9 protein-coding genes are annotated in these 12485 nt (G+C 64.4%); 6 read left to right on the top strand and 3 right to left on the bottom strand.

Going from position 1 to position 12485, the window contains the following annotated elements:
* Positions 1–86 precede the first annotated feature (86 nt).
* Genes mexE through JLK41_RS13435 form a run of 3 tightly spaced genes read left to right on the top strand, consistent with a single transcriptional unit; the run spans position 87 to position 5919 of the window.
* Complete coding sequence (gene mexE, locus JLK41_RS13425) at positions 87–1325, top strand: multidrug efflux RND transporter periplasmic adaptor subunit MexE (RefSeq protein ID WP_037047482.1); 1239 nt, start codon at positions 87–89, stop codon at positions 1323–1325.
* 29 nt (positions 1326–1354) lie between these two features.
* Positions 1355–4534 carry an efflux RND transporter permease subunit gene (locus tag JLK41_RS13430; RefSeq protein WP_037047484.1) on the top strand — a complete coding sequence of 1060 codons (3180 nt, stop codon included), beginning with the start codon at positions 1355–1357 and terminating at the stop codon, positions 4532–4534.
* Positions 4531–5919, top strand: coding sequence for an efflux transporter outer membrane subunit (locus tag JLK41_RS13435; protein WP_152488724.1), 1389 nt, complete (start codon positions 4531–4533; stop codon positions 5917–5919). Before JLK41_RS13430 ends, JLK41_RS13435 begins: the two co-directional genes overlap by 4 nt.
* A 71-nt stretch (positions 5920–5990) precedes the next feature.
* Here JLK41_RS13435 and JLK41_RS13440 read toward each other — a convergent pair whose 3' ends face one another.
* Positions 5991–7829 carry a sensor domain-containing diguanylate cyclase gene (locus JLK41_RS13440; protein WP_210389117.1) on the bottom strand — a complete coding sequence of 613 codons (1839 nt, stop codon included), beginning with the start codon at positions 7827–7829 and terminating at the stop codon, positions 5991–5993.
* Between the two features lie 243 nt (positions 7830–8072).
* Here JLK41_RS13440 and JLK41_RS13445 point away from each other — a divergent pair, with 243 nt between their 5' ends.
* Positions 8073–8426, top strand: coding sequence for an MmcQ/YjbR family DNA-binding protein (locus JLK41_RS13445; protein WP_134675831.1), 354 nt, complete (start codon positions 8073–8075; stop codon positions 8424–8426).
* Here JLK41_RS13445 and JLK41_RS13450 read toward each other — a convergent pair.
* Positions 8412–9119: a cold shock and DUF1294 domain-containing protein gene (locus JLK41_RS13450; RefSeq protein WP_210389118.1), complete on the bottom strand. Its 708-nt coding sequence runs from the start codon at positions 9117–9119 to the stop codon at positions 8412–8414. The two genes, JLK41_RS13445 and JLK41_RS13450, sit on opposite strands and share 15 nt — an antisense overlap.
* A complete protein-coding gene (locus tag JLK41_RS13455; protein ID WP_134675829.1) occupies positions 9116–9946 on the bottom strand; it encodes an undecaprenyl-diphosphate phosphatase in 831 nt (276 codons plus the stop codon). Before JLK41_RS13455 ends, JLK41_RS13450 begins: the two co-directional genes overlap by 4 nt.
* Before the next feature lie 251 nt (positions 9947–10197).
* Here JLK41_RS13455 and JLK41_RS13460 point away from each other — a divergent pair, with 251 nt between their 5' ends.
* Complete coding sequence (locus JLK41_RS13460) at positions 10198–11832, top strand: methyl-accepting chemotaxis protein (protein WP_037047498.1); 1635 nt, start codon at positions 10198–10200, stop codon at positions 11830–11832.
* A 7-nt stretch (positions 11833–11839) separates the two neighbouring features.
* Positions 11840–12454, top strand: coding sequence for a hypothetical protein (locus tag JLK41_RS13465; protein ID WP_037047499.1), 615 nt, complete (start codon positions 11840–11842; stop codon positions 12452–12454).
* Positions 12455–12485 lie beyond the last annotated feature (31 nt).

Raw genomic sequence — 12485 nt, forward strand, 5'->3', positions numbered from 1 at the left:
ATTCAACTTCATGGTGTTCGATTCGTAGCACCCTCTGACTCGCCGCAGACTCCGCCCATCCACAAATCCGACTGGCGGAGTCATCTATGGAACAGCATCACAAGAACATCTGGATATTCCCCCTGGCGCTCGCCAGCGTCATCGCCCTGAGCGGCTGCGATCAGGCGCCTCAGACTCAGGCGCAGATGCCGGCCCCCAAGGTCAGCGTCGCCGAAGTCATCGAACAACCGATCAACGAGTGGGATGAGTTCACTGGTCGCCTGGAGGCACCGCAGTCGGTCGAGATTCGCCCGCGCGTTTCGGGCTACATCGATCGCGTGGCCTTCGACGAAGGTTCGCTGGTGAAGAAAGGCGATCTGTTGTTCCAGATCGACCCGCGTCCATTCCAGGCCGAAGTCAAACGCCTCGAGGCCCAGCTGCAACAGGCGCGTGCCAACCAGGCACGTGCAGCCAGCGAGGCCCGCCGTGGCGAGCGCCTGCGCCAGAGCAACGCCATCTCCGCCGAACTGGCCGACGCCCGGGCCAGCGCCGCGACCGAAGCCAAGGCCGAGGTCGCCGCCATCGCCGCCGAACTGGAGAACGCTCGCCTCAACCTCGGTTTCACCCGCATCACCTCGCCCATCGACGGTCGCGTCAGCCGCGCCGAGATCACCGAAGGCAACCTGGTCGGTGCCGGCGAAAGCCTGCTGACCTCGGTGGTGTCCACCGACAAGGTCTACGCCTACTTCGATGCGGACGAGCGCGCCTTCCTCAAGTATGTGGAACTGGCTCGTGAATCCGGTTCCGATGCCCGTGGCGCCAGCCCGGTCTACCTCGGCCTGTCCGATGAAGCCGACCACCCGCACCTGGGTCAGCTGGACTTCCTCGACAACCAGGTCAACCCGCGCACCGGCACCATCCGTGGCCGCGCCGTCTTCGACAACGAGGATGGCCGCTTCACCCCCGGCCTGTATGCGCGTCTGAAGCTGGTCGGCAGCAAGCCCTATGCCGCGACGCTGATCAAGGACGAGGCCGTCGGCACCGACCTGGGCAAGAAGTATGTCCTGGTGCTGGGCGCCGACAATGCCGTGGCCTATCGCGCCATCGAGCTGGGGCCGAAGCTGGAAGGCCTGCGTATCGTGCGCAGCGGTCTGAGCAAGGGCGAGAAGATCGTCGTCAACGGCCTGCAACGTGCCATGCCGGGCGCCACCGTCGACCCGCAGCCGGTGTCGATGGCCGATGAAGGCACGCTCGAGCAACTGGCTCGCATGCGCCAGGCCGTCGATGGCAGCCAGGCTCCGCGTGTCGCCGCCGAAAAAATCGATGCTCACTCTCCGCGCGGCTGATCACGCCAGCGTGACTTGAGGAAAGATCCATGAATTTCTCGCAATTCTTCATTCAGCGGCCGATCTTCGCCGCTGTGCTGTCACTGCTGATCCTGATCGGCGGTGCCATCTCGCTGTTCCAGCTACCGATCAGCGAATACCCGGAAGTGGTGCCGCCCACCGTCGTGGTTCGCGCCAACTTCCCCGGCGCCAACCCCAAGGTGATCGGCGAAACCGTGGCCTCGCCACTGGAGCAGGCCATCGTCGGTGTCGAGGGCATGCTCTACATGTCGTCGCAATCGACCAACGACGGCAAGCTGACCCTCACCGTCACCTTCGCCCTGGGTACCGACCTGGACAACGCCCAGGTGCAGGTGCAGAACCGGGTCACCCGCACCATGCCGACGCTGCCCACCGAGGTACAGCGTCTCGGCGTGACCGTGGACAAGGCCTCGCCTGACCTGACCATGGTGGTGCACCTGACCTCGCCGGATCAGCGCTACGACATGCTCTACCTGTCCAACTACGCCGCGCTCAACGTCAAGGACGAGCTGGCACGCCTGGACGGTGTGGGTGACGTGCAGCTGTTCGGCATGGGCAACTACTCGCTGCGTGTCTGGCTTGACCCGAACAAAGTCGCCTCGCGCGGCCTGACCGCCACCGACGTGGTCACCGCGATCCGTGAGCAGAACCGTCAGGTCGCTGCCGGTGCGCTGGGCGCGCCGCCATCGGACGCCGGCAACAGCTTCCAGCTGTCGATCAACACGCAAGGCCGCCTGGTCACCGAGGAAGAGTTCGAAGACATCATCATCCGTGTCGGAGAGAACGGTGAGATCACCCGTCTGCGTGATATCGCCCGCGTCGAACTCGGCTCCAACCAGTACGCCCTGCGCTCGCTGCTGAACAACCAGCCGGCCGTGGCCATCCCGGTGTTCCAGCGTCCGGGTTCCAACGCCATCGCCATCTCCGATGCGGTGCGTGAGCGCATGGCCGAGCTGAAGCAGAGCTTCCCGCAGGGCATGGACTACGAGATCGTCTATGACCCGACCATCTTCGTCCGTGGCTCCATCGAAGCGGTGGTGCACACCCTGCTCGAGGCCATCGTGCTGGTGGTGCTGGTGGTCATCCTGTTCCTGCAGACCTGGCGCGCCTCGATCATCCCGCTGGCCGCCGTGCCGGTCTCGCTGATCGGTACCTTCGCGGTGATGCACCTGTTCGGTTTCTCGCTCAACGCCCTGTCGCTGTTCGGCCTGGTGCTGGCCATCGGCATCGTGGTGGACGACGCCATCGTCGTGGTGGAGAACGTCGAGCGCAACATCGCCCTGGGCAAGTCGCCCGTCGAAGCCACGCGCCAGGCGATGAAGGAAGTGACCGGCCCGATCGTCGCCACGGCCCTGGTGCTGTGCGCGGTGTTCATTCCGACCGCGTTCATCTCCGGCCTCACCGGGCAGTTCTACCAGCAGTTCGCGCTGACCATCGCCATTTCCACCGTGATCTCGGCGGTCAACTCGCTGACGCTGTCGCCGGCCCTCGCCGCCATTCTGCTGAAGGATCACCACGCGCCGAAAGACCGCTTCTCGCGCATCCTCGACAAGCTCTTCGGTGGCTGGCTGTTCGGCCCGTTCAACCGCCTGTTCGACCGCGCCAGCAACCGTTATGTCGGCACCGTGCGGCGCGTACTGCGTGGCAGCAGCATTGCCCTGCTGGTCTATGGTGGCCTGCTGGTGCTCGGCTACATGGGCTTCTCCAGCACCCCGACCGGCTTCGTGCCGCAGCAGGACAAGCAATACCTGGTGGCGTTCGCCCAACTGCCCGACGCGGCCACGCTGGACCGCACCGAGGCGGTGATCAAGCGCATGTCCGAGATCGCGGCCAAGCATCCGGGCATCGAGAACACGGTGGCGTTCCCGGGGCTGTCGATCAACGGTTTCACCAACAGCCCGAACAGCGGCATCGTGTTCACCCCGCTCAAGCCATTCGATGAGCGCAAAGACCCGTCGATGAGCGCAAACGCCATCGCGGCCGAACTCAACGCCCAGTTCGCCGACATCCAGGACGCCTACATCGCGATCTTCCCGCCACCGCCGGTACAGGGGCTCGGCACCATCGGTGGTTTCCGCCTGCAGATCCAGGATCGCGGCAACCTGGGCTACGAAGAGCTGTACCTGCAGACCCAGAACATCCTCAACAAGGCGCGCCAGTTGCCCGAGCTGAACCCCATGTCGGTGTTCACCAGCTACCAGGTCAACGTGCCGCAGGTGGATGCTGCCATCGACCGCGAGAAGGCCAAGACCCACGGCGTCGCCATCAGCGATATCTTCGACACCCTGCAGGTGTACCTGGGCTCGCTGTATGCCAACGACTTCAACCGCTTCGGTCGGACCTACCAGGTCAACGTCCAGGCCGACCAGCAGTTCCGCCTGGAGCCGGAGCAGATCGGCCAGCTCAAGGTGCGCAACAACCGTGGGGAAATGGTGCCGCTGTCGACCTTCGTCAAGGTCGACGACAGTGCCGGTCCCGACCGCGTGATGCACTACAACGGCTTCCTCACCGCTGAGATCAACGGTGCTGCGGCGCCAGGCTATAGCTCGGGCCAGGCCGAAGCGGCGATCGCCAAGCTGCTCAACGAAGAACTGCCCATCGGCATGACCTTCGAATGGACGGACCTGACCTATCAGCAGATCCTCGCGGGCAACACGGCGATCTTCATCTTCCCGCTCTGCGTGCTGCTGGCCTTCCTCGTGCTGGCTGCCCAGTACGAAAGCTGGAGCCTGCCGCTGGCGGTGATCCTGATCGTGCCGACCGTGCTGTTCGCCGCCATTACCGGGGTGATCATCGCCGGCATCGACAACAACATCTTCACCCAGATCGGCTTGATCGTACTGGTGGGCCTGGCGTGCAAGAACGCGATTCTGATCGTCGAGTTCGCCAAGGAGAAACAGGAAGAAGGCCTCGATCGCATCGCCGCCGTGCTGGAAGCCTGCCGCCTGCGTCTGCGCCCGATCCTGATGACCTCCATCGCCTTCATCATGGGTGTGGTACCGCTGGTGCTGTCGAGCGGTGCCGGTGCCGAGATGCGCCATGCCATGGGTGTGGCCGTGTTCTCCGGCATGATCGGCGTGACCTTCTTCGGTCTGCTGCTCACCCCGGTGTTCTATGTCCTGATCCGTGGGTTCGTGGAGAAGCGCGAAGCCAAGAAAGCCGTTCGCCTGCAGGAGTCGCATGCATGAAAGCCTTTGCCCCCGCCCTCCTGACCCTGGCGCTGTCGGCCTGTGCCGTAGGCCCGGACTACCGGGCACCCGCTACCGACCCGGCGCGCATCGACGCGCTGGAGAGCGCCGACTACGACCGTTCGCGCTTCGAAGCGACCTGGTGGCAGCAATTCGATGACCCGACGCTGAATCAGCTGGTGCAGCGTTCGCTGCAGGACAACCGCGAGCTGCGCGTGGCCTTCAGCCGCCTGCGTGCAGCCAGGGCGATCCGCGACGATGTGGCCAATGACCGTTTCCCGACGGTCACCAGCCGCGCCAGCGGTGAGTTCGGCAAGGCGCAGCAGCCACCGACCAGTGAAGACCGTATCCGTCAGGAACGCTACGACCTGGGCCTGGACATGGCCTGGGAAGTGGACCTGTTCGGACGCATTCAGCGTCAGCTGGAAGCCAGTGAAGCGCGCATCGAGCTGGCCGAGGCCGACTACTACCAACTGCAGGTCAGCCTGATCGCCGAACTGGTCGATGCCTACGGCACGCTGCGCGGCGCGCAACTGCGCGAGAGCATCGCCCGCAAGAACCTGAAGAACCAGCAGGACTCGCGCGCCATCACCGAGCAGCTGCGCGACGCCGGCGTCGGCAACGAACTGGACGTGCTGCGCGCCGATGCACGACTGGCCGCGACCGAGGCCAGCCTGCCGCAGTTACAGGCCCAACAGGTGCGTGCGCAGAACCGTATCGCCACCCTGCTCGGCCAGCGGCCGGAGCAGTTGGAAATCGACCTGACGGCGAAACCCTTGCCGGTGATCGCCAAGGCCCTGCCGATTGGCAACCCGGCCGATCTGCTGCGTCGCCGCCCGGACATCCGTGCGGCCGAGCGCCAGTTGGCGGCGGCTACCGCCGAGGTCGGCGTGGCCACTGCGGACCTGTTCCCACGGGTCAGCCTGTCAGGCTTCCTCGGTTTCACCGCTGGCCGTGGCTCGCAACTCGGTGCATCTGCAGCACGCGCCTGGGGCGTGGCGCCCAGCATCACCTGGGCGGCGTTCGACCTTGGCAGCGTGCGTGCCCGCCTGCGCGGCGCCGAGGCCGAAGCGGACGGCGCGCTGTCGCAGTACGAGCAACAGGTGCTGCTGGCGCTGGAAGAATCGGAGAACGCCTTCAGTGACTACGCCAAGCGTCAGCAGCGCCTGATCTCGCTGGTGCGTCAGGCGGAAGCCAGCCGTGCAGCCGCCGAGCAGGCGGCGATCCGTTACCGCGAAGGTACGGTGGACTTCCTGGTGTTGCTGGATGCCGAGCGTGAACGCCTGGCTGCCGAAGACGCCCAGGCTTCGGCCGAGGTCGAGCTGTACAGCGGCATCGTCGCGATCTACAAGGCGCTCGGTGGCGGCTGGCAACCTCAGGCCTGAACCCGCTCTCCCCCGGATCGGCTGCCCTGCCGATCCTCCTCAGCCCCAGGGATGATGCCCTGGGGCTTTTTTTATCCCTCGACGCGGTTGCGCCCTGACTGCTTGGCCCGGTAGAGCGCCGCATCCGCGCGCTGCATGAGCGCCTGCGCCTGCTGCTCGCCTGCGAGCAACGCGGCGACCCCGATGCTGAGCGTGACCTCGCCGAAGGGTGAGTCGGCATGCGCCAGCTGCAATGACCTGACGGCTTCGAGCAGGCGCTGCGCAATCGCGCTGGTGCCATCCAGATCGCTCATCGGTGCAAGCAGGACGAATTCCTCGCCACCGTAGCGGGCGATGACATCGGTGGGCCTGCCCAGGGCCGTGGCGAGCGCCTGGGCGATCTGCCGCAGGCAGGCATCGCCTGCAGGATGGCCGTAGCGGTCGTTGTAGGCTTTGAACCAGTCCACGTCCATGATCGCCAGGCCCAGAGGCGCTGCATGGCGCGCGGCACGCTTGCACTCCAGAGCCAGCAGCTCGTCGAACTGGCGGCGGTTGGCGATGCCGGTCAGGGCATCGGTCATGCTCAGGGTTTCCAGGCGCTGATTGAGTACCTGCAGCTCCTCGGTACGCTGGGCGACACGTCGCTCCAGCTCGCGCTCGGAGCGCTGCAGGCTCTCCACCAGCTGGTTCTGCGCCTGCAACAGCTGCGCCTGGGCCTGGAGCTTCTCCTGGCGCATCACGTTGATGCGATCGGCCAGGGCGAATGCCAGCAGCAACATCTCCAGCGATGAACCGAGCTGCAGGCCATCCTCGGTGAACACATTGGTCGGCAACACGCCAAGGGCACGCAGGGTGGTACTCGCACCACCGAGAATCAGCAGGCCGAAGGCGGCCAGAAAGAAATAGGCGCTGCGCTGACGCTGCAACGCACAGGCCACGCCCACGCCGATCATCACCACGGCGGCGAGCAGGAACAGCAGGATGGCATAGCGCGACACCTGGGGCAGCGCCAGGGCGAACACGACAGGACTGGCCAGAAAGAACAGGATCATGCCGCGCAACAGGCGGTCGCCCCAGGGCAGCGTCACCTCGGTCTGCAACATGCGCCGCATGAACAGCATCAGCGCACTCAGGGCCAGGGACGCACTGGCGTAATAGGCGACGTTGGAGTTGAGCGGCAGGCCGAACAGCAGCCAGTCCGGCGCCATGCCGTTCTTGATGGTCACGCAGCCCACCGCACCGAGCACGAAGCAGACGTAGAGCAGGTAGATCCGCTCCCGCAACGCGATGAACAGCATGAGGTTGAACAGGATCATCGCCACCGCGATGCCCACGTAGACGCTGCGCGCCATGTAGTCGTTGCGCTCGTGAGCGTGGAATGCCTCGACCGACCAGAGCTGCAACGGTACCAGCAAGCCGATGCTCGATTCGACCCGCAGATAGACCGCCTGCTGCGAATGCGCCGCCAGTTGCAGCGGGAAGACGAAGTTGCGGTTGTCATAGGCCTTGCTGGTCTGCGGACGATCGGCCCCGGTGCGCCAGACGGCATAGCCACCCTGCCCGTCCGGCACATAGGCATCCACCAGGGAAATGCGCGGATTGCTGACCACCAGCAGTCGCTGCACGGGCTCATCGCCGCTGTTGCCGATATCGAGACGAAACCAGTAGGCCGAGCGGGTAAACCCCAGCGCGAAGGATGCACCACTGGCCAGGCCGTGCTGGAACTGCCGCGCCATTTCGGCGGTGCTGACCGCCTGCACCGTCAAGGCCCGCGAAGGGTCTTGCAGCACGCCAACCTGCGCCGTGAGCGACAGCGGCTCCTGCGCCATCTCGACGGCATCCACGACACGCGCCCCGGCCCAGGTTGGCAGCGCATGCAGCAACAGGCCTAGCAATAGGAAGAAGAGCCGAAAATGGTGATCAACGGTCATGAAAAGTATCGGTTTGAACTCGAACGAGACAAAGTTCGCTCAGGGGCTTGGTTGGCGAAAGTCTACAAGACAAGCTCAGGGGCCGGTAAAGCGCCACCAAAATAACCAGGGCTGATCGTTCCCCTGAGGCTGACGTTCGCCAGGAGCATCGATCAGTGGCAACGGCTGCTGCTAGGTAAATCGGGATACGCAGGCGTAGCTGCGCTCGTTAGACTGTTCTCGGACAATCCAGCGGAACCCACCATGACACCCGAACAGATTGCCACTTTCTGCCTGAACCTGCCCGGTGCTCGCGAGGACTTCAAGTGGGGCAGCAACCGGGTGTTCTCCGTCGCCGGCAACAAGATGTTCGCCATTCTCGACTTTCTCGGCGAAGACCTGGCGTTCAAGGTCGACAGCGACCTGTTCCTCGGTTACGTCGACCGGCCGGGCATCCGCCCTGCCCCGTACCTCGCCCGCGCTCACTGGATCAGCATGAGCGCCAGGCAATTGCCGCTTGCCGGTCAGGAACTGACCCAGCTGCTCACGCGCTCGCATCAGCTGGTGGTGCGCCGGCTACCCAAGCGGCTGCAGCCCGGTTTGTTACTGGACGAGTAACGGGACGTAGCGGGCAATATGAGTGCCGTCGAGCCAGAGCAGGTCGAGCCAGAGCACCTGATGCGCAGCGACGATCATCCAGAACACTATCTGGTAGGAGACTTTGCGCGTCTTGTGGCGCAGCAGTTGCTGGGCGATCAGCGCCCCTGGCCAGCCGCCCAGCAGCTCGACCAGATGCAGGGTCTTCTCGGCGATGCGCCGGCTGCCGTCCTGTGCGCTGCGCTTGTCCAGCCAATACTGCAGGACGCTCAGCAGGCTGGCTGACAGGTAGAGCGGCAACAGCCACCACAGGCCCTGGTCGAAGAGTTTCAGCGCGGCGATCAGGGGCAAGGCACAGAGCAGAAGGAAGACCGTGACCTTGGCCGGAAGATGGCGGATGGAGCCCTGGCCCACGGCCTTGCGCGCCGTACGCGGCGCTGATCCTTTCGCAGCGGGGTTCTGCGGTTTGCGCCGGATTGCCTGGCGATCGAGACTCAGCTCCCCAGCCAGGCGCAGATGGTCGGCGCGCAGGCGCCCGCGCTCGTCTCGCCCCTCGACATACAGCACCTGGTCACCGCTCTGCGGGCGACGGTCACCGCGCATCGCCGATATATGGGCGAAGACGTCCGCCCCGCCGCCTTCGGGCTGGATGAAACCGAAGCCCTTGTCGTCGTTCCAGCTTCTCAGGCGCCCCCTGCGTTCGGCGCCACTCACGGTTGCGCCGTGCTCCAGTCGATCAGGTGCAGTTGCCAGGTCGCGAGAATGAGCAGGCCAAAGGCGATCCGGTACCAGGCGAACACCGCATAGCTGTGGTTGGTGATGAATCTGAGCAGCGCACGCACGGTGATCATGGCGACGATGAAGGTACTGACGAAGCCAATGGCGAAGATCGGCAGATCACTCGTCTGCAGGATGTCACGGTACTTGACCAGGGAATAGACCGTGGCCGCCACCATGGTCGGCATGGCCAGGAAGAAGGAAAACTCGGTCGCGGCCTTGCGCGACAGGCCGCAGACCAGGCCACCGATGATCGTGGCCCCGGAACGGGACGTCCCCGGGATCAGCGCCAGGCACTGCGCGAATCCGACCTTGAGCGCGAGCTGCCAGGTCATGTCGTCCACCGACTCCGCCTGGATCGGGTGCTCCCGGCGCTCCGCCCAGAGCATGACGATGCCACCCAGGATGAGCGCCGTGGCCACTGTGATGGGGTTGAACAGCCAGTGTTCGATCAGGTCCGCGAAGGCCAGCCCGAAGATCACCGCCGGAATGAATGCGAGAAACAGGTTGAAGCTGAAACGCCTGGCTTTCGGATCGCTGGGCAAGCCGACGAGGACGCCGACGACCTTCGCACGGAACTCCCACATCACCGCCAGAATCGCGCCCAGCTGGATGATGATCTTGAAGGCGGTGGCCTTTTCGCCGTTGAAACCCAGCAGGTCACCGACCACGATCAGGTGCCCCGTGCTGGAGATAGGCAAAAACTCGGTCAGCCCTTCGACAACGCCCAGCATCAGGGCCTGAAAAGCCATCCAGATATCCATTGAATCTCCCAAAACGCGGCAGGTGCCTTATGCGCAAGACTAAACGTGGAGCACGGCCCCGGCCCTGGGACACAAATCGATCGCGGAAGTTCCCTGACGCGGCTTGGCCCGGCCAGCACTCAGGTTTGGCGAAGGGCGGCCGAAATGCTATCAGACAACTAGAGTGAATAATGCCTTGATGTGACAGTATTGCCTTGCCCTCCATCGAGGTGGCCCTGATCCCGACAATTACAACAATCAGGAATACGTCCATGAACAGCTTACGTAGTCTTCCCATCAGCCGGCGTCTATGGCTGATCCTGGTGCTGGCCATCCTGACGCTGATCCTGCAGGGCGCCTACATGCTGCGGCAGATCCATACCGATCTGTATCTCGGCAAGTCGGAAAAGACCCAGCATGTGGTACAGAGCGCCGCCGGCATCCTCAAGTACTTCCATGGCCTGGAGAGCGCCGGCACCCTGAGTCGCGAGGAGGCGCAGAAGCAGGCCATGGAAGTCGTGCGCGGCCTGCGCTACGACGGCCAGGAGTACTTCTGGATCAATGACCAGACCCCGGTCATGATCATGCACCCGACCAACCCCAAGCTCGAAGGCCAGAACCTCTCCGCGTTCAAGGACCCGGATGGCAAGGAACTGTTCAACGAAATGGTCGCCATCAGCCGCAGCAAGGGGGCCGGCCAGGTCGACTACCGCTGGCCCAAGCCGGGTGCCAGTGACCCGGTGCCGAAGATTTCCTACGTCGAGCTGTTCGAACCCTGGGGCTGGATCATCGGCTCCGGCGTCTATGTCGACGACGTACAGGCCGAGTTCAGGACCCAGGCGCTGAGCGCGATGAGCATCGGCCTGCTGATTGCCGTGCTGCTGGTGGTGCTGGTGGTGCTCATCACCCGCAGCATCGTCCAGCCGCTGCAGGCCGCCGTGGACGCGATGGCCAGCATTGCCAGCGGCGAAGGCGACCTGACGCGTAACCTCGACAGCCACGGACGCGACGAACTGACCGCGCTGGCCACCTATTTCAACGCCTTCACCGAAAAGCTGCGCCAGGTCATCCGGCAGATGCTCGACTCGGCCGGCTCGCTGGATCGGGCCGCCGCCTCGCTTGGCGACATTTCCAGCGAGGCGCAGCGCCACAGCCAGCAGCAGGCGCAGCAGATGGAACTGGTGGCAACCGCCGTGAACCAGGTGACTTACGGTGTGCAGGACGTGGCGAAGAACGCCGAGCATGCCTCCAGCGAGATGCAGAACGCCGAGGACCAGGCCGGCCAGGGCCAGCAGAACATCGACGCCAGCCTGCGCCAGATCGACCAGCTGTCCGGCACCATCGACAAGGCCGTCGAGGTGATCCAGTCGCTGGCCAGCGAAAGCACGCAGATCGGCAGTGTCCTGGAAGTGATCCGCTCGATTGCCGAGCAGACCAACCTGCTCGCCCTCAATGCCGCCATCGAGGCGGCCCGTGCCGGCGAACAGGGGCGTGGCTTCGCCGTGGTCGCGGACGAAGTGCGTCTGCTCGCGCAGCGCACCCAGCAGTCCACTGCCGAGATCCAGGGCATGATCGAGCGCCTGCAGGGCAACTCGGAAGCTGCCGTCAAGGTGATCAACGACAGCAGCCGTGCCTCTCAGCTGACCGTGGAACAGGCCAGCCAGGCCGGCGAAAGCCTTGCCCAGATTGCGCAGTCGCTGCGCAATCTGGCCGGACTCAACGCTTCCATCGCCAGCGCCACCTTGCAACAATCGCATGTGGTTGAAGACATCAACCAGAACGTCACCCAGACGGCGGCACTGGCCCACAACACGGCCGAGGCCGCCGAACAGTCGAGTGCTGCCAGCCAGCACCTGAAACAACTGGCTGACCAGCTCAATCGCCTGCTGGGGCAGTTCCGCGTATGAGACGTTCATGAGCAACATGCAACATCAGGAGGTCGACTTCAGTCGGCCACAGAACCAGGACCTGATCTGGGACCTGGACAGCATGGCCCGGCGCGAGCTGGCCGAGCGCTTCATCAAGCTGTTCGAGAATCGCCTGTGCGTGTACTCCGAATCGGTGGGGCAGCTGTATACCAACTACAGCCTGCACTTCCCCACCGACCTCGGGCGCAAGATGGTGGTGCTGCCCAACCCCTACGCCTTTCACGACACCCTGCATGGCATCGACAGCCACGCCATCCGCAAGACCGGGCTCTGCGTGCTGCCCGGCAAGGTCCTCGGCAAGCCGGGGCTGCTGCTCAGCACGCAGATCGTCGACGGCGGCCCGACACCCAAGACCATGGCCTTCAAACCGGCGCTGGCACAGATCATCAGCAACCAGAAGAAGGTGGGCGACCTGTTCCTGCCGGTACTGATGAAGGGCGACTTGCGCGAGTTCGACCAGCAGATGCCCTACATCCACCTGCACCGTCTGCAGCTGGCGCGTCTGGAGCGCCTGTCGAGCTTCGAGCGCGACGACATCCAGCAGACCATCACCCGCAAACTGCTGACGCTCTATCGGCAGGCCGACAGCCTGGTGTGCTGAGGCCGGCCAGACCAGTACAATCGCTACCCTT

It is taken from the genome of Ectopseudomonas khazarica, from assembly GCF_017915135.1.
In the GTDB taxonomy this organism is placed as follows: Bacteria; Pseudomonadota; Gammaproteobacteria; order Pseudomonadales; family Pseudomonadaceae; genus Aquipseudomonas; species Aquipseudomonas khazarica.